We start from the raw sequence: 17294 nt of genomic DNA, 5'->3' as shown, positions 1-17294 counted from the left end.
GTGCTCGGTGCCAACGCACTCGGAGTATCGTCCAGCCCCTACCTGCTTCAGCATGCGGACAATCCGGTGCATTGGCAGCAGTGGTCGCCCGAGGCGTTGAACTCGGCCGTAGAACGCGATGTTCCGATCCTGCTCTCGATCGGATATTCGGCCTGCCACTGGTGTCACGTGATGGCGCACGAATCGTTCGAAGACGAGACGGTTGCGGCACTGATGAACGCCAACTTCGTGTGCATCAAGGTCGATCGCGAGGAACGGCCCGACCTCGACGCCGTCTACATGAACGCGACGGTGGCGATGACGGGTCAGGGCGGCTGGCCGATGACGTGCTTTCTGACACCCGACGCCGAACCGTTTTACTGCGGCACGTACTCCCCGCCGAGACCGCGCGGAGGTATGCCCTCGTTCGAGCAGTTGCTGACCGCGATATCGGACACCTGGAATACGCGTCGGGAAGAAGTGTTCGACGCCTCCGCTGCGATCGTTGCGGCCCTCCGAAACACCTCCGGACAGATGCCGACATCGGACCGTCCGATCGACGTCGACCTGATGGCCGACGCCGTGGCCTCGGTACTCGAGGACGAAGACGTAGATCTTGGTGGCTTCGGCGGGGCACCCAAGTTTCCGCCAGGTGCACTGTTGGAGGGCCTGCTGCGGCATTACGAGCGCACCGGCTCGGCAGCGGTACTCGAGACGGTCCAACGCACTGCGGCAGCAATGGCTCGCGGCGGAATCTACGACCAGATCGGTGGCGGGTTCGCGCGATACTCGGTCGACGCGGAATGGGTCGTGCCACATTTCGAGAAGATGCTCTACGACAACGCGCTTCTACTTCGTTTGTACGGGCACCTCGCCCGAGTGACGGGGGATCCGCTGGCCGTTCGCGTAGCCGAGGCGACTGCGGGCTTCCTGCTACGCGAACTGCGAACCGACAATGGGTGTTTCGCCTCCGCTCTCGACGCCGATACAGACGGTGTGGAGGGATCGACCTACGCGTGGACGCCGGAACAGCTCGTAGACGTTCTCGGATTCGAAGATGGCGTCTGGGCTGCAGGCTTGTTCGTCGTCGACAGCGCAGGGACATTCGAAGCCGGCATGTCGGTTTTGCAGTTGCCCGAGGATCCGGACGATCTCGAGCGGTACCGGCGCGTGGCCGAACTGCTGCTTTCGGTTCGGGATCAGCGCCCGCAGCCAGGCCGCGACGACAAGGTGGTCACCGCCTGGAACGGCCTGGCAATCACAGCTCTCGCCGAAGTGGGTGCGGGACTGGGACGTCCGGAGTGGGTCGATGCCGCTGTCGTCTGCGGTGAACAGATCTTCGCGACACACTTCGAGAACGGACGACTGCGACGCGCCTCGCTCGGCACACACGTCGGCGTCGCAACGGGTGTGCTCGAGGACTACTCCTGCCTCGCCGTCGCCTCGCTCGCGCTTCTGCAGGCCACCGGAGAGGAGATCTGGTCGATTCGGGCTCAGGCGATTCTCGACGCTGCGATCGAACACTTCGCCGACCCGGATCATCCCGGCAGTTGGTTCGATACCGCTGATGACGCCGAAGCGTTGGTGACGAGGCCACGAGACCCACTCGACAATGCAACCCCGTCGGGAGCATCGACGGTGACGGAGGCTCTTCTGACGGCAGAGGCGCTTGTGCCGCTCGAAGTGTCGGCTCGATACGGGGAACTCGCCTCGGCGGGGCTTGCCCGTGCGGCTTTGATTCTCGAGCGGGCACCGCGATCGGGTGGCCACTGGCTTGCCGTTGCCGAGGCGTCGGTACGGGGACCACTGCAGGTGGCGGTATCGAGCGTCGGGAACAGCAGGTTGCTCGCCGTTGCTCGCGCGAACGCTCCTGGAGGAACGACGATCATGGCCGGAGTGGAGAATTCCAGCGCGCTGCTGGCCGATCGACCCATGATCGACGGCAACGAGGCGGCGTACGTGTGTCGCGGATTCGTGTGTGATCGCCCCGTCACCACCGAGGTCGAGCTCATCGCCGCATTGCAGCGCTGACTCGAGCTAGAACAGCACCAACCACACGGCGACGAGGTGGCAGATCGCGGCAAGCACAGTGGCCGCGTGGAAGAACTCGTGATGCCCGAATGTGGTGGGCCAGGGATTGGGCCATTTCGTCGCGTACAGGATGGCTCCGATGCTGTACAGGACACCGCCGACGAGCAAGAGAATGAACGGTGCGAAGCCCACTTGCTCGATCAGTGTCGGTGCGACCGGCACGATGGCCCAGCCGAGAATCAGATACAGAGGTACGCCCACCCAGACGGGTGCGAGAGGCCACAGCATCTTGAGTGCAACGCCGCCGAGTGCACCGATCCAGACGACGATCAGCAGCGTTCTGCCGGTTGCTGCCGGGAGTCCGAGTACGGCGAACGGCGTGTAGCTGCCGGCGATGAACAGAAAGATCATCGAGTGATCGGCACGCTTCATCCACGTGCGAGTGGCAGGAGTCTTCCAGTGAATTCGGTGGTACGTAGCGCTCACTCCGAAGACACCGCAGACGGTGCTCGCGTAGACCGCCGTCGCGATTCCGGCACTGACGGAGACCAAGCTGAAGGCCAACGTGACCAGGACGATGCCCGCCACGACGGAGACCGCGAAAGCGTAGAGATGAATCCACCCGCGCATCCGAGGTTTCGCGGGTAGTTGGTCGATCCCGAACATCGTCATGCGATCACTTCCTCTCGACTCCGAACCTACGCAACCGTAGGTTCGGTCCGTACTCTACCGGCGAGTAGCTTCGTTGCGTCGGCGTAAGGTTGTGCTCCGTGGTGATCCGACTGTGGTGATGTCTCGGTGAAAATTCTCCCGACGAACGTACGTAACGTGCTGTACAACGTGTACGAGCGGCGCTTGCTCATGCAGCTCGACGGCATGCGCCATCCGCGTCACGTTGCAGTGATGTGTGATGGAAATCGCCGATGGGCACGTGAGAACGGCTTCACCGACGTCGCGCACGGTCATCGCATGGGTGCACTGAAGATCGCCGAGATGCTCGGTTGGTGCGACGCCGCGGGAATCGAGATGGCCACCATCTATCTACTCTCGACCGAGAATTTGTCCCGCGACCCCGACGAGCTCGATTCACTGCTCGAGATCATCACCGACGTCGTCGAGGAGATCTGCGGACCCGAGCAGAATTGGGGGGTCAAGATCGTCGGCACCCTCGAGCTCCTTCCACCTTCGACGGCGCGCAGGCTCGAAGAGGCCGCCGCTCACACCGCGGGGCGAACCGGAACACACGTCAACGTCGCAGTGGGCTACGGCGGTCGTCAGGAAATCGCCGACGCAGTGCAGTTATTGGTGAGAGAGAAGATTGCCGAGGGACTCACCGGGGACGACTTGGTGGATTCCATCGATGTCAAGGGCATCGATACTCACCTCTACACCTCCGGCCAGCCCGATCCTGATCTGGTGATTCGTACTTCGGGTGAACAACGGCTCTCCGGATTTCTGCTGTGGCAGAGCGCGTATTCGGAAATCTGGTTCACCGAGGCGTACTGGCCCGAATTCCGCCGAGTCGACTTCCTTCGGGCGCTGCGTGACTATGCAGCCAGGCATCGCCGATTCGGAATCTGAATACCGATCTACAACTTGCGCAATCGGAGCCTGTTGATGGCGTGATCGCTGTCTTTGCGCAGCACCATTGTGGCCCGAGGACGCGTCGGCAGAATGTTCTCGACGAGGTTCGGCAGGTTGATCGAATGCCAGAGATCCTCGGCTGCCAGACGTGCGTGCTCGTCGGGCAGATTCGCGTAGTGATGGAAGTGCGCGTCGGGATCGGCGAACGATGTCTTACGCAGCGCGAGAAAACGCTTCACATACCAGCGCTCGATGTCCTCGATTCTGGCGTCGACGTAGATCGAGAAGTCGAACAGATCCGAGACCATCAAACGTGAACCGGTCTGCAGAACGTTGAGGCCTTCGACGATGAGAATGTCCGGCTGACGAACCATGTGGAACTGGCCCTTCAGAATGTCGTAGGACACGTGTGAATAGACCGGTGCGGCAACCTCTTCGGCTCCCGACTTCACTTCGGTGACGAAGCGGAGCAGCTTGCGGCGATCGTAGCTTTCGGGAAATCCCTTGCGATGGAGGATGCCGCGACGCATCAACTCTGTCGTCGAATACAGGAAGCCGTCGGTGGTGACCAGGTCGACGCGTGGATGGTGATCCCATCGCGCGAGGAGTGCTTGCAGAACTCGGGCCGTGGTCGACTTTCCTACTGCGACACTGCCAGCGACTCCGATGACGAAGGGCACCTGACGATCCGGGTGCTTCTCGCCGAGAAATGTTGCCGTGGCCGCGAACAGCCGTTGCCGCGCGGCGACCTGCAGGTGGATAAGCCGAGCCAGAGGGAGATACACCTCGGCGACTTCTTCGAGATCGATCTGCTCACCCAAGCCGCGGAGGCCGACGAGTTCTTCCTCGGTGAGCACCAGTGGCGTCGATTGCCGAAGAGTGCGCCACTGAGCGCGATCGAACTCGACGTAGGGGCTGGGTTCGCTCATTCGGAGGTACACACCTCGTGTGCCTGGTGCGTACCTGGGAGTACGCACCAGGCGCACGAGGGACACTGAAGTCGCATGGCTTCAGATTGTGCTTGGTGCCACTGGTACGCACACGGGCGGGGTAGTTCACTGTTCGTTCATCTCACTGCTGCCACTATCGTCGAATCTTATGAATGCCGATTCTCTCGTCCGTGAGTATCTACAACTCGGTCTGAAATTCGACCGACTCGAAGAGGGCTTCGTCGACGCGTACACCGGTGATCCCGAGTTGCGTCGACAGACCGAGAATGCGCCGGCTCCGGATCCCGCTGCCCTCGCGCGGCAGGCCGTCGCATTGCGGGCCGAGCTGGCCAATACCGATCTCTCCGCGCAACGTGCCGAATTCATCGATGTCCACTTGCGTGCGCTGGAATGCTCGGGCCGCAAGTTCGCGGGAGAAGATATCGGTTTCGTCGACGAAGTCTTCGCATATTTCGATGTCCGCATCGAACCCGGGGATCAGGACCACTATGCGCAGGCACATCGAAAGATGGACGAGGTGTTGTCGGGTCCGGGTTCGCTCGCCGAGCGATTGGCCGCTCACCGCGCCAGAGACGTAATCCCGGCCGATCGGCTCCAGGACTGCGTCGAGGCCTTCTCGAGTGCCTTGCGTGATCGCGTGCGAGCAGAGTATTCGCTGCCCGAAATCGAGCAGGTGCGTTACGAGGTTGTGGGGGACAAGCCTTGGTCGGGATTCAACTATTACCTCGGTGACTTCAAGTCCACCGTGGCCATCAACTCCGATCTCGAACAGCACATGGCGAACCTCCCGCACCTCATCGCGCATGAGGCTTATCCCGGACATCACACCGAGCACTGCCGGAAAGAGATGGGCCTCGTCGGGGCCGGGCAGCAGGAGCAGACCCTGTTTCTCGTCAACACTCCGCAATGCCTGATGGCGGAGGGGCTTGCCGATCTGGCGCTCGAGTCGATCGTCGGACCAGGATGGGGAGTGTGGGCGCAGGAAATCTACGCCGACCTCGGCCTGCGGTTCGACGGAGAGAAGGCCGAACGATTGTCGACGGCGTCGGGCCAGTTACTCGGGGTGCGGCAGGACGCGGCATTGTTGCTGCACGATCGACACAAGAGTCAGGATGACGTCGCGGCGTACCTGGAAAAATGGGGCCTCGCATCGCCCAAGCGTGCTCGGCAGAGTCTGAAGTTCTTGTCCTCGCCGTTGTGGCGTGCCTACAGCAGCACCTACGTCGAGGGATACAAACTTCTCGGCGGTTGGTTGGCTCAGGGCAAGACCGTCAGCGAGCGATCGGCGTTGTTCGGGCGCCTCCTCGACGAGCCGCTGACACCGGGGCAATTACGCATCTCGTAAACTAAAGGTCGCCCACATCGCTGCCCTCATTTGGAGACCCCTGTTATGACTGACGTCAACAACCTGTCCCTTGCCGAACTCGATCCTGAGGTCGCCGAGGCCATGGCAGGCGAACTGGGGCGTCAGCGTGACACGCTCGAGATGATCGCATCGGAGAACTTCGTTCCCCGTGCCGTTCTGCAGGCACAGGGAAGCGTGCTGACGAACAAATACGCCGAGGGCTACCCGGGCCGTCGCTACTACGGTGGCTGCGAGCACGTCGACGTCATCGAGGACTTGGCCCGCAATCGCGCCAAGGAACTCTTCGGCGCCGAGTTCGCCAACGTCCAGCCGCACGCCGGTGCGCAGGCCAACGCGGCAGTGTTGATGGCACTGATCAACCCGGGTGACAAGATCATGGGCCTCGATCTGGCACACGGTGGCCACCTCACACACGGTATGAAGCTGAACTTCTCCGGCAAGCTGTACGAGGTCGAGTCCTACGGTGTCAGCAAAGAAGACCACCGGATCGATATGGATCAGGTGCGCAAGCAGGCCATCGAGGCCAAGCCGCAGGTCCTGATCGCCGGCTGGTCCGCCTACCCGCGATTCCAGGACTTCGAGGCCTTCCGTTCCATCGCAGACGAGGTCGGCGCCTTGCTGTGGGTCGATATGGCGCATTTCGCCGGACTCGTCGCAGCCGGGCTGCATCCCTCGCCCGTTCCCTACGCCGACGTCGTGTCCTCGACCGTGCACAAAACTCTCGGAGGACCCCGGTCCGGCCTGATCCTCGCGAAGAAAGAATGGGCGAAGAAGCTCAACTCTGCAGTGTTCCCCGGCCAGCAGGGTGGCCCACTCATGCATGCGATCGCCGCCAAGGCCGTCGCTTTCAAGATCGCTGCGACGCCGGAGTTCAAGGAGCGCCAGGAGCGCACCCTCCTCGGAGCCTCACTCCTTGCGGATCGCCTGAACGGCAAAGACATCGCGGACAAGGGAATCTCGGTTCTCACCGGCGGCACCGACGTGCACCTCGCCCTGGTGGACCTGCGTAACAGCCAGCTCGACGGCCAACAGGCCGAGGACCTTCTCCACGAGGTCGGCATCACCGTCAACCGCAACGCCGTGCCGTTCGATCCGCGCCCGCCGATGGTCACTTCGGGCCTGCGTATCGGCACCTCGGCACTCGCGACGCGTGGCTTCGGCGAAGCAGAGTTCACCGAGGTCGCCGATATCATCGGCACCGCCCTCGCCACCGGCGAAGCCAGCGACTCGCTGAAAGAGCGCGTCGTCAAGGTCGCGCAGAGCAAGCCGCTCTACGATGGCCTCGAAGACTGGGGCCTGATCGGCTGATTGACGGATGGGGACCTCCCCGACACGGCGCAACGGGTTAACGCGTTGTTCACCGACACGCCCCCTGCTCTCCGCGCCAATCCTCGGAATCGGCGGTACCGTCGGCAGTAACAGCCAGCGGGGAAGCTGGCTGTGCGGGAGGTTCTGATACGTGACTGAGCAAGTGAGTGCGAGAGGGCCGGCACCCGGCCCTCGTGTCAGCTGACACGTCAGGACCGACCGGCCGAGCGACAAGCGTTCGTGTGGCGTCGCGCGAACAGTAGGAGCCCCACGTGACCACTTCACGCTCCGTTTCCGCCCCTCTTCGGACATTCGTGTTGGACACCTCGGTTCTGCTGTCGGATCCTTGGGCTGTTATTCGCTTCGCCGAGCACAATGTGGTGCTGCCGCTCGTCGTCATCAGCGAGTTGGAGGGTAAGCGCCATCACCACGAGCTGGGATGGTTCGCGCGGGAGTCGTTGCGCATGCTCGACGATCTTCGCGTCGAACACGGTCGGCTCGATCAACCTGTTCCGATCGGAACGCAGGGCGGCACACTTCAGGTGGAGCTCAATCACACCGACGCAGCCGTTCTGCCGGTAGGTTTTCGTAGCGACTCCAACGATTCGCGGATCTTGGCGTGCGCACTGAATCTGGCGGCCGAGGGCAAAGACGTCGTGCTCGTCAGCAAGGACATCCCGCTGCGAGTGAAAGCCGGTGCGGTGGGATTGCCCGCCGACGAGTATCACGCCCACGACGTGGTGCCTTCGGGTTGGACCGGCATGGCCGAACTGGAAGTGCAGCCGGCCGACATCGATCGGTTGTTCGCGGACGGTGTCATCGACCTGGGCGGTGCACGAGACATGCCGTGTCACACTGGAGTTCGCTTGCTCGGGGGCCGTTCGAGTGCATTGGGACGTGTCACAGCGGACAAGCAGGTGCAGCTCGTGCGCGGCGAACGTGAAGCCTTCGGCTTGCATGGGCGCTCCGCCGAACAGCGGGTTGCGCTCGACTTGCTACTCGACGAGAGTATCGGCATCGTCTCGCTCGGTGGTAAGGCCGGTACGGGTAAATCTGCGCTGGCACTGACCGCAGGTCTGGAGGCCGTGCTCGAGCGTCGTACACATCGGAAGGTCGTCGTCTTCCGCCCTCTGTACGCGGTCGGTGGTCAGGAGCTCGGCTATCTACCCGGCAGTGAGAGCGAGAAAATGGGCCCGTGGGGTCAGGCCGTGTTCGACACCTTGGAAGGGCTCGTAAGCCCCGAGGTGATGGAAGAGGTCATCGCACGCGGAATGCTGGAAGTGTTGCCGCTCACGCATATTCGTGGACGATCGCTGCATGATTCGTTCGTCATCGTCGACGAGGCTCAATCACTCGAACGCAATGTTCTGCTCACGGTTCTGTCCAGGCTAGGTAGTGGCTCCCGCGTCGTTCTCACCCACGACGTGGCGCAGCGCGACAATCTCCGCGTAGGACGGCACGACGGCGTCGCAGCGGTGATCGAAAAGCTCAAGGGCCACCCGCTTTTCGCGCACATTACCCTTACCCGAAGCGAGCGTTCGCCGATCGCAGCCCTGGTGACGGAGATGCTCGAGGAGTTCGGTCCTTCAGGGGCGTAGACGCATAGAGTGGAAATGCGTTCCGAGGGACGCATTTCCACTCATGTGCGGAGTCGCCACAGCCCTCGCACCAACGCCTTCGCGAAGTCGAGATTGTCGAAGTAGTCCCGCCACACGAGGATTTTGCCGTCACGTAGCTCGAAAGTGCCACACACCCAGAACTCGATACGCAATCGGCGCCAGATCAGTACGTCGGTGCGTTCGGTGAGCACCACGTCGCCGCTGGGGTCTGCCGCAATGTTGTGGATGGTGACGTCGAATCCGTAGTTCGGCTTCGCCATGACCGCGAGCGCTTTGCGGACTCGGGCTATGCCACGCACTTTCGGAAATCCGACGTTGTGCCAGATGATCGCGTCGTCGAGCAGTGCCGCCGCGCGATCGACGTCGCGCTCCGCCAGAGCCCGCAGCATGTCCTCGACAGTCTTGGTCGAATGCAGTAGATATGTCACTTGGTGAACCTCCCCAGTCCGTTCCCGTCGAAGTACTCGAGCGTGACGGTGTTTGCGTTGAACGTCGCTTGCGACACGGTGCCGTCGGGAGCGTTCTCGCTCCGCACATCGAAGGTGAACGTATCACCGTCCCAGTGCTTCATCTCGTAGGAAGTGTCCTTGGGGCCGATGGCCAGAGTCATGGTTCCGTTGGCGTCGGTGACCGTCGCAGGACCCCAGAACGAGTTCTGATACACCCCGGCGTAGGCAGTGAGCGGCTGTGCGGGAGCAGGATCGGCGGGTGGTGTCTTGCCGACGAGTTCTCCTGTCGGTTCGTCCATTCCCTCGAACGCATTCTCGTAGATCGTCCGCCAATCTTGTCGAACCTCGCCGAATTGCACGAGATCGGCGAACTCGGCCGATACCGTCTCGGCGATGCCGATAGGTGCAGCGTTGGTCAGCACGACGATGGAGACACCGAGCGAGGGGATCGTCACGAAATTGGTGCCCGCGCCGAGCTCGAACGCTCCCGAATGACTCACCTGTGTGCGTCCGGCACCCGAGTTCGAAACGTTGAAACCGTATCCGTAGTAGCCGGCGCGCGTGTCCGGGGTACCGGACGGGGACGAGACGATCTCGGCCGTCACTGCGGGCAGCAGGGCATCGGGTTCGACGACCTGTTTGCCGTCGAACGTGCCGTCGGCAGCGAGCATCGTCATCCACTTCGCCATGTCGTTCGCCGAGGAACTAACCCCACCTGCAGGCGACTGTGCGTCCGGTTCTCGCTGAAACTTTGCCTCGTACTCGCCGTCGAGCAGTACGTGTGGGACTGCGCGGTCGGTGCGGGCCAGGTAGTCCGCGAATCGCGAACTGGTCGACGCCATACCGAGTGGGCCATAAATTGCGTCCTGGCTTAGGGTCTCCCAATCCTTGCCCGACGCCTGCGCTACCGCTTCGGCACCAGCGGTGACGCCGAAGTTGGTGTAGTTGTACGTCGAGCGGAATGGATCCAGGGGAATGTCCTTCAGTCGCGCGAGTACTTGGCGGCGGTCGTAGCCGATTTCTTCGAGGTTGTCGCCTGCGTGATCGGGTAGCCCGCTGCGGTGGGCGTAGAAATCGCCGACCGTGACGTTCTGGGTCACGTACGGATCCGCGAGCGCGAACCACGGTAGCTCCGAGACCACGGGAGTTGTCCAATCGACGACTCCGCTACCGACCTGCGAAGCGACCACCGTCGAGCCGACGGACTTGGACAGCGATGCCAGCTGGAACACCGTGTCGCCGTCGACTGCATCGTCTTTACCGACCTCGCGCACACCGAATCCCTTGGAGTACAAGACTTCTCCCTTTTCGACGACGGCGATAGCCATTCCAGGGATTTTCGAGGACTCCATCAGTTCGGCGGCGATGCCGTCGAGTTTGCCGACCGCATCGTCGATCTGCCCGTCGGGAACGTCGACGCCGGGCACCTGGCCTGGCGAGAGTCCGGAGTCCTCCTCCGCTGATGCTTCTGCTGTGGCGGTGGCTGTCGTGGTCACCGCTTCGGTGTCATCGGAGGAATCGGCGGAACACCCGACGAGGGCCGTCATCGACGTGGCGAGAGCAAGGGCCAGATACATCTTCTTCGAGCGCATCACAGGAGTCCTCTCCAGGAGCGAATGGATTAGGAAGAGCGTAAACCCTGCTCGCGTGGGATTTGGGAGAATTCACAGAGGTCAGGGGCGCGAGGCTTGACGTTCGGTGGGAGGCGCTACGGTATTCGGATGCCTACGAACTTGACTGACGGTGACCTGTTGCTCCGATTGGAGCCCGCCGTGGAAGAGAATCTGCGCCGACACATCGAAGAAGCAGAGGATTGGCACCCCCACGATTTCGCGCCGTGGGACGACGGCAAGAACTTTGCGTTCCTCGGTGGCGAGGACTGGTCGGCCGAACAATCACACCTCAGCGAGGTCGAGATTCTCTCCGCCACGGTCGGTGTCCTCGTTGCCGACAATCTGCCCGCCTACCACCGTGAACTGGCCCGTGCACTGACCGGCCAGGGCGCATGGTGGAAGTGGACCGGGCGGTGGACGTCGGAAGAGAATCGTCAGTCGATAGCGATACGCGACTTCTTGGTCTTGACTCGCGCTGTCGATCCTGTCGCTCTCGAACGCGTTCGGATGGAAGAGATGACGAAGGGCTACGACGCGCCCAGCCTTCACGTTCTTGATGTCCTCGCGCATTTTGCCGTGGACGAGTCCGCGGCTGTGTTGCGAAACAACAATACGATCGCACTCGGTGGCGACCCCGTTCTGGCCAAGATTTTGTCGAAGATCGCCCAGGACGACGCCCTGCAGTCGAAGTTCTACGCGAATATGGTGACTGAAGCACTCGGTGTCACCCCCGACCAGACCGTGCGCGCTATTGCCGACCGCATCAACGGGTACTCGATCCCCGTGGTCGATCTGCCGGGTAAGGGCAACAGCACCGAATTGCTCGCCGACGCTGGTATCTACACGGTGGAGCAGCAGAGCGAGAAGGTGTTCAAGCCATTGTTGGCGGAGTGGAACATCTTCGGCCGCAACGACCTCGGCGACGAGGGCAACAAGGCGCGCGACGAGCTGAGCGCGTTCGCCTGAGCTGAGCCTACTAACCCCTGAACGCGTGAGTGGTTCATTCATACGAAGCAATCGTATGAATGAACCACTCACGCTAAGGCGAGGCGGCTACAACCGCCTACTAACGCCGCTTGTCTACCAGCGGCGCTTGTCTACCTGGGGTGACGTCAGTCCTTGACCTTCGCCATGGCCAAGACGTCGAGCCGCTTGTCGAGCTCTTCCTCGCTGAGCTTGTCGCCGATCAGCCCACGGTCGATGACCGTCTGACGAATCGTCTTCTTCTCCTTGAGTGCCTGCTTGGCGACGGCTGCGGCCTCCTCGTATCCGATGGCGGAGTTCAGCGGCGTCACGATGGACGGCGAGGACTCGGCAAGGGTCTTGAGGTGCTCGACGTTGGCGGTCAGCCCGCTGATGCACTTGTCGGCGAACAGTACCGAGACATTGGCGAGCAAGGTGAAGGACTCGAGCACGTTACGTGCCATCACAGGGATGTAGACGTTGAGCTCGAATGCACCAGAGGCGCCACCGAACGCGACGGCCGCATCGTTGCCGACGACCTGCACGGCGACCTGTGTAACCGCTTCGGGCAGAACAGGATTGACCTTGCCGGGCATGATCGAGCTACCTGGCTGCAGGTCGGGAAGTGCCAGCTCACCGAGTCCGGTGAGTGGCCCCGAACCCATCCAGCGAATGTCGTTGGCAATCTTGGTCAGCGACACCGCGATGGTGCGCAGTGCGCCGGATGCCTCGACGAGCCCGTCCCGGGCTGCCTGCGCCTCGAAAGCGTCCTTGGCAGGGGTCAGAGCATCGATTCCGGTGGACTTGACGAGTGCCGCAACAACTTTCGGACCGAAGCCGTCGGGAGCATTGAGGCCGGTGCCTACCGCGGTGCCGCCGATAGGGAGTTCACCCAAACGGGGCAGGGTTGCCTCGACGCGCTCGATACCGGCTTCGATCTGGCGGGCGTACCCGCCGAACTCCTGGCCGAGAGTGACCGGAACAGCATCCATCAGGTGCGTGCGTCCGGACTTGACCACTGTCTTCCACTCGACGGCCTTCGCGGCCAGCGCGGAATGCAGGTGCTTCAGTGCAGGCACCAGCGAAGTGACCGCTGCCTCGGTCGCGGCGACGTGGGTAGCCGTCGGGAAAGTATCGTTCGAAGACTGCGACATGTTGACGTGGTCGTTGGGGTGCACCTCCACTCCCTTCGCCTTGGCGATCGACGCGATGACCTCGTTGGCATTCATGTTGGAGCTGGTTCCCGAACCGGTCTGGAAGACGTCGATGGGGAACTGGTCGTCGTGCAGACCTTCGGCGATTTCGTTCGCGGCCGCGATGATCGCGTCGGCAAGCGTGCCGTCGAGCAGTCCGAGGTCCCTGTTTACCTGCGCGCAGGCTGCTTTGAGCAGGCCCATCGCGCGGATCTGAGTGCGCTCGAGCGGACGGCCGGAGATGGGGAAGTTCTCGACCGCTCGCTGTGTCTGGGCGCGCCAGAGTGCATCGATCGGTACGCGAACCTCTCCCATGGTGTCGTGCTCGATCCGGAATTGCTGTTCGTCTGTCTGCGTCATGAGCCTTACTTTGCCAGTTAGGTACGGGTAATTGTCGTGCTGGGTCAGCGCACTGGTCGGACCGTCAGAAAGAAGGAGCCTGACCGCTCGTGTCGCCGTCGAAATCGACCGAGGAGTACTCGCGCAGCTTCTCGAGGCGGTGGTACGCGTCGATCATTCGAACGGTGCCGGACTTGGAGCGCATCACGATGGACTGAGTGTGCGCACCGCCGCCCGCGTAGCGCACACCGCGCAGCAGGTCGCCGTCGGTGACGCCGGTAGCGGTGAAGAATACGTTTTCACCCGAGACCAAGTCGATGGTGTTGAGAACGCGATCGAGGTCGTGGCCTGCGTCGATCGCTTTCTGCTTCTCTTCGTCATCCATCGGGGCGAGGCGGCCCTGTAGGGCGCCGTCCATGCAACGCATCGCAGCGGCAGCGATAATGCCCTCAGGGGTGCCGCCGATGCCGATCAGCAGATCCGTGCCGGAATCGGGACGTGCGGCCGCGATCGCGCCTGCGACGTCACCGTCGGAGATGAGCCGGATGCGTGATCCGGCGTCACGAACGGCCTGAATCAGTTCTGCGTGACGGGGGCGGTCCAGGATGCACACGGTGACGTCGGATGCGGATCCCTTCTTGACCTTGGCGATCCGAGCGATGTTCTCGGCTACCGGAGCTGTGATGTCGATGACATCGGCGTAGTCGGGTCCGACGGCAATCTTCTCCATGTAGAACACCGCCGAGGGGTCGAACATGGCTCCGCGCTCGGCGACGGCCAGCACGGAGATCGCGTTCGGCATGCCCTTGGCCATGAGCGTGGTTCCGTCGACCGGGTCGACAGCGAAGTCGACCTCCGGTCCGTTGCCGTTGCCGACCTGCTCGCCGTTGTACAGCATCGGCGCTTCGTCCTTCTCGCCTTCGCCGATCACGACGACACCGCGCATGGAGACCGAGCTGACCAGCTGACGCATAGCGTCCACCGCTGCTCCGTCGCCGCCTTCCTTGTCGCCACGTCCCACCCAGCGGCCCGAGGCGAGTGCGCCGGCCTCTGTGACTCGTACGAGTTCTAGGGCGAGGTTGCGATCTGGCGCCATGGCGCGGGTGGACTCGGTGCTGGTCGTCATCGGTTTGTAGCCTCCTGGTAGGTGGGGGTCTTACCCAGCGCGATTATCTCATTCAGCGCCGTTGTCCGCCGCGGAGGGCATGCGCCGACCCGGCATCGACGTCCAGCGGGGATACTGGAGGCGTGGCGAACAGTAAACCCCGGATCCTGAACAACAACCGTGACATGGTCTGGTCACTCATTCCGCTCGTGATCGCCTGTCTGCTGATTGCCGGAATCGCCAGTCAGTGCTCGTTGAGCCCGGGCGGACCGACGCAGGGACCGATCCCGAACTTCGATGTGGACGCGGCCATGCAGTACGACGCGTCCGAGCTCGACTTCCCGATCCGCAACCCCAAGGTCCCCGACGACTGGACGCCGAACTCGGGAAGTCGCGGATCGATCGCAGGCGATCAGGGTGGAGACACCAGCACGGTCGGTTACATCTCCGATGCCGGGCGTTACAACCGGCTCACACAGTCGAACGCAAGTGAAGACGTGCTCGTGCCGTTCGCTGTCGGTGAGCCGCGATTCGCCTCGGGAACTCAGTCGATCGACGGCAAGGAGTGGGTCGTCTACACGCAGCAGAGCGAAGAGCCGGTGTGGGTGACCGATCTGGGCGACGTGCGCCTGCTCATCACCGGTAGCGGATCGTCCGAAGAATTCACCACGCTCGCCGCTGCGACCACCGAAGCGACACCCCTGACCCCCTGAGTCGACGCCTTGTCGAGGGTCAGTCCTGGTCCTTCACGTGAGCGAGGGCATTCTCGACGCGCTTGCGTGCACCGGCGAGGTGCTCCTCGCAGCGGGTCGCGAGTGATTCGCCTCTTTCCCACAAGGCGAGCGATGCGTCGAGGTCGAGGCCACCCTGTTCGAGAACCTTCACCACGTCGACCAGTTCGTCCCGGGCAGCCTCATAGCCCATTTCTTCGATCGGTGTTTCAGTCAAGAGTTTTCTCCTATCGAACTTTGCCCATGACCGCGGCAGTCACTGCGCCGTCGGCCACTCGTACACGGATCTGTGTTCCTGGCGGTGCGTCGTCGACCGAACGCAACACTTCGGGATCGCCGCCGGTGACCATGCGTTGCACGACGGCGTAGCCACGCGCCAGTGTCGCTGCCGGCCCCAGGGCCTGCGATCGATTTCGTAAGTGCTCTACCAGGGTTTGCTGTTTCACTAGTTCGCGCAGAACGTCACGCCGGGTTGCCTCACGCAGCCGTGTGACTTCCTCGCCGCGTCGCTCGATACCTGCGATCGGATCGGAAAGGACCGGACGATGCCGGATCATCTCGAGCCCGCGCGCTTCTCTGGCCACCCAGTTTCGTAGCGCAGCAGCAGTTCTGGACCTCAGGTCGGTGACGAGATTCTGCTCGGCGACAGCGTCGGGCACCACCAACTTGGCAGCGTCGGTCGGAGTCGCGGCACGTAGGTCGGCGACGTGATCGCTGAGCGGGCTGTCCGGTTCGTGTCCGATGGCGCTGACGATCGGTGTGGTCGCGGCCGAGATCGCGCGGCACAGCGCCTCGTCGGAGAACGGCAGCAGATCTTCGACGCTACCGCCCCCGCGGGCAAGGATGATGACGTCGACGGCACTGTCGTCGTTGAGTTCCTTCAAAGCGCCGAGGATCGCCGGCACTGCCTGCGGGCCCTGTACCGGAGTGTGTCTGACTTCGAATCGCACTGCCGGCCAACGCCTTTGTGCAACGGTCAGAACGTCCTTCTCGGCGGCACTTGCGCGTGCGGTGATCAGTCCGATCGTGCCGGGGAGAAATGGAAGTGGCCGTTTGAGGCGCGGATCGAACAGGCCTTCGGCAGCCAGGAGGCTGCGTAGGCGTTCGACGCGGGCGAGTAGTTCGCCGACGCCGACGGCTCGAATATCGGTGGCACGCAACGAGACTGTGCCTCGGCCGGTGTAGAAAGACAGTTTGCCGTACAGGATGACCTGCGCGCCCTCGGTCAGTGGGACCGGTGACCGCTCCAGCAGTTGCGGCGAGCAAGTGACCGACAGTGACATGTCGGCCGACGGGTCACGCAGGACGAGAAATGCGGTCCGTGTACCGGGCCTGGCATTGATCTGGGTCAGCTGGCCTTCGACCCAGACGCTGCCTAGACGGTCGATCCACCCTGCGACCTTCATCGCTACCGTGCGGACCGGCCACGGCTCTTCGGCGCTACTCGGACCGGGGCCCGACGTCTGATTGGTTGCGCTCACTTGGCTTTCGCTGTGGTGATTCGGTTCTCCAGCATTGTCAGAAACGGAGGGCGTGCTCGCGAATCGGCCTCGTAGTCGAGGAGCGTCTCCAAGTCATCGAGCGACAGGGTACGTAGACGAGCACGCAACTGTGCGAGCGCCAGAGCGTCGTAATCGACGAGGTCGACGATCTCCGGTCGCGCGGTGGACGTCTCGGCCTGCACTTCTTCCTCGACATCGGCCGGCGGAGTCGAGTACAGCGCAAAACGACCGGTCGCAGCGACAGGCTCGTGGTCCGGGACGTCGAGCTCTTCGTCGTCGTTCAGCGATGGCGGGGTGGCATGGTCATCGTCGAACACAGCCCAGGAAGGCTGCTCCTGAGCGGGGGTTCCTACGAGAGGTAGCGACGAGATGGCCTCGTCACCCTTGATTGCGAGAGCGGTGACTTGCTGTTGAAGGCGCATCGAGCCGGCCAATATTTCGCTGACGACCGTCATCGGAAAGGTGACCGCGGTACCGGGGAGCTTGCGCGCCTCTTCGACGACGGTTACCACCACGCCCGCGGCCACACGTGCAGCAAAAGGGACACGAGTCATATTCACAG

At 62.6% G+C, this 17294-nt stretch carries 16 protein-coding genes; 7 read left to right on the top strand and 9 right to left on the bottom strand.

All coding sequences use genetic code 11. The features are described 5' to 3' along the window. The gene (locus tag QMK32_RS00810) at positions 1-2010 is read left to right on the top strand and encodes a thioredoxin domain-containing protein (protein ID WP_283472410.1); all 2010 of its coding nucleotides are present in this window, start codon (positions 1-3) and stop codon (positions 2008-2010) included. 6 nt (positions 2011-2016) lie between these two features. Here the strand turns inward: QMK32_RS00810 and trhA are convergent, their stop codons facing one another. Further along, on the bottom strand, positions 2017-2682 hold the full coding sequence (trhA, locus tag QMK32_RS00805; protein WP_283472408.1) for a PAQR family membrane homeostasis protein TrhA: 666 nt from the start codon (positions 2680-2682) through the stop codon (positions 2017-2019). 126 nt (positions 2683-2808) lie between these two features. Between trhA and QMK32_RS00800 the strand changes: the two genes are divergently transcribed. Beyond that, the gene (locus QMK32_RS00800) at positions 2809-3591 is read left to right on the top strand and encodes an isoprenyl transferase (RefSeq protein ID WP_269305057.1); all 783 of its coding nucleotides are present in this window, start codon (positions 2809-2811) and stop codon (positions 3589-3591) included. A gap of 8 nt (positions 3592-3599) precedes the next feature. Here the strand turns inward: QMK32_RS00800 and coaA are convergent, their stop codons facing one another. Next, the gene (gene coaA, locus QMK32_RS00795) at positions 3600-4523 is read right to left on the bottom strand and encodes a type I pantothenate kinase (protein WP_283472407.1); all 924 of its coding nucleotides are present in this window, start codon (positions 4521-4523) and stop codon (positions 3600-3602) included. Between the two features lie 169 nt (positions 4524-4692). Here coaA and QMK32_RS00790 point away from each other — a divergent pair, with 169 nt between their 5' ends. The 3 genes from QMK32_RS00790 (at position 4693) to phoH2 (ending at position 8816) form a co-directional block, all read left to right on the top strand. Further along, a complete protein-coding gene (locus QMK32_RS00790; RefSeq protein ID WP_283472406.1) occupies positions 4693-5889 on the top strand; it encodes a DUF885 domain-containing protein in 1197 nt (398 codons plus the stop codon). 45 nt (positions 5890-5934) lie between these two features. Next, on the top strand, positions 5935-7218 hold the full coding sequence (gene glyA / locus QMK32_RS00785) for a serine hydroxymethyltransferase (protein ID WP_084346083.1): 1284 nt from the start codon (positions 5935-5937) through the stop codon (positions 7216-7218). A 272-nt stretch (positions 7219-7490) separates the two neighbouring features. After that, a complete protein-coding gene (gene phoH2 / locus QMK32_RS00780; RefSeq protein ID WP_269305064.1) occupies positions 7491-8816 on the top strand; it encodes an RNA 5'-3' helicase PhoH2 in 1326 nt (441 codons plus the stop codon). Between the two features lie 41 nt (positions 8817-8857). On the opposite strand, the gene QMK32_RS00775 is transcribed toward phoH2, so the two are convergent. Together QMK32_RS00775 and QMK32_RS00770 are read right to left on the bottom strand one after the other, a co-directional pair. Continuing rightward, positions 8858-9265 (bottom strand): limonene-1,2-epoxide hydrolase family protein, encoded by a 408-nt coding sequence (locus QMK32_RS00775; protein WP_283472404.1) that lies wholly within the window; start codon positions 9263-9265, stop codon positions 8858-8860. After that, positions 9262-10878 (bottom strand): serine hydrolase, encoded by a 1617-nt coding sequence (locus tag QMK32_RS00770; protein ID WP_283472403.1) that lies wholly within the window; start codon positions 10876-10878, stop codon positions 9262-9264. The genes QMK32_RS00775 and QMK32_RS00770 overlap by 4 nt, the downstream gene beginning before the upstream one ends. A 129-nt stretch (positions 10879-11007) precedes the next feature. On the opposite strand from QMK32_RS00770, the gene QMK32_RS00765 reads away from it, so the two are divergent. Next, positions 11008-11865 carry an acyl-ACP desaturase gene (locus QMK32_RS00765; protein ID WP_283472402.1) on the top strand — a complete coding sequence of 286 codons (858 nt, stop codon included), beginning with the start codon at positions 11008-11010 and terminating at the stop codon, positions 11863-11865. Between the two features lie 146 nt (positions 11866-12011). On the opposite strand, the gene QMK32_RS00760 is transcribed toward QMK32_RS00765, so the two are convergent. Continuing rightward, positions 12012-13415, bottom strand: coding sequence for a class II fumarate hydratase (locus QMK32_RS00760; RefSeq protein ID WP_269305072.1), 1404 nt, complete (start codon positions 13413-13415; stop codon positions 12012-12014). A 64-nt stretch (positions 13416-13479) separates the two neighbouring features. Further along, on the bottom strand, positions 13480-14520 hold the full coding sequence (gene glpX, locus QMK32_RS00755) for a class II fructose-bisphosphatase (RefSeq protein ID WP_136171247.1): 1041 nt from the start codon (positions 14518-14520) through the stop codon (positions 13480-13482). A gap of 122 nt (positions 14521-14642) precedes the next feature. On the opposite strand from glpX, the gene QMK32_RS00750 reads away from it, so the two are divergent. Next, on the top strand, positions 14643-15212 hold the full coding sequence (locus QMK32_RS00750) for a DUF4245 domain-containing protein (protein WP_269305073.1): 570 nt from the start codon (positions 14643-14645) through the stop codon (positions 15210-15212). A 19-nt stretch (positions 15213-15231) separates the two neighbouring features. Here the strand turns inward: QMK32_RS00750 and QMK32_RS00745 are convergent, their stop codons facing one another. Genes QMK32_RS00745 through QMK32_RS00735 form a run of 3 tightly spaced genes read right to left on the bottom strand, consistent with a single transcriptional unit; the run spans position 15232 to position 17286 of the window. Beyond that, positions 15232-15447, bottom strand: a complete 216-nt coding sequence (locus tag QMK32_RS00745; protein WP_269305074.1) for an exodeoxyribonuclease VII small subunit — start codon at positions 15445-15447, stop codon at positions 15232-15234. A gap of 10 nt (positions 15448-15457) precedes the next feature. After that, positions 15458-16711: an exodeoxyribonuclease VII large subunit gene (gene xseA, locus QMK32_RS00740; RefSeq protein ID WP_283472401.1), complete on the bottom strand. Its 1254-nt coding sequence runs from the start codon at positions 16709-16711 to the stop codon at positions 15458-15460. After that, entirely contained in the window at positions 16708-17286 is a 579-nt protein-coding gene (locus QMK32_RS00735) for a lipid droplet-associated protein (RefSeq protein ID WP_283472400.1), read from the bottom strand. Before QMK32_RS00735 ends, xseA begins: the two co-directional genes overlap by 4 nt. Between the last annotated feature and the right edge of the window lie 8 nt (positions 17287-17294).

The sequence above is a fragment of the Rhodococcus sp. H29-C3 genome, from assembly GCF_030063405.1.
Classification (GTDB): domain Bacteria; phylum Actinomycetota; class Actinomycetes; order Mycobacteriales; family Mycobacteriaceae; genus Rhodococcoides.
Note: the sequence above shows the minus strand (reverse complement) of the source record. Positions and strands in the feature narration are given on the sequence as shown.